The sequence below is a fragment of the Pseudoalteromonas sp. SG43-6 genome, from assembly GCF_014164365.1.
GTDB lineage: Bacteria > Pseudomonadota > Gammaproteobacteria > Enterobacterales > Alteromonadaceae > Pseudoalteromonas > Pseudoalteromonas rhizosphaerae.
In genome coordinates this window covers 1-486 of the sequence record NZ_JACJEZ010000170.1, presented here as the reverse complement: position 1 = coordinate 486, position 486 = coordinate 1, and the positions used below count along the sequence as shown (strand labels likewise).

At 39.1% G+C, this 486-nt stretch carries 1 pseudogene; it reads right to left on the bottom strand.

Features of this window, described 5'->3' with window-relative positions:
- Positions 1-473, bottom strand: a pseudogene (locus tag H5201_RS22645) (chitodextrinase); the annotation flags it as partial.
- Positions 474-486: the final 13 nt, after the last annotated feature.

Sequence of the window (486 nt, the reverse complement as noted above, 5' to 3'; positions counted from 1 at the left end):
TCAACACCGTCCAGCGTTTTATAGTCGTCAGGGTGTTCAGGTGGTAAATCTGGGGTTTGGTAGAATGAATCTTTAATTTTTTGCCAACTACTATGAAGTTTAGGTTCGTTATTCTCATTCCAATAGCGGGCAAGGTAGTAGTCGGCTCCGTGTTTTACAAGGTTGCCACCTTGATACACTTTGTTTGCTTGCCATTTTTCTATCACAGTATTTTGCAGCCAAATCCAACCATCCCAATGGGGTTGGTTTTCTATCGGTTCAATGCCTTTAACCCAAAAAGCGGCAATAAATAAGCTGTTGTTGTGAGTCACAACATCACCGGCTACATAAATTGAGCTGGCATTCCATTGTGGGTGGTTTGGTTGAATATCGGCTAAATCTGTATTTTTAGATTGTGAGTTAAGCTTAAAAATATTTGTCGCGTAAGCATATGAACAAAAAAGTAACCAAGCAATAATGATGAGTTTAGTCATTGCAAATTCCTTT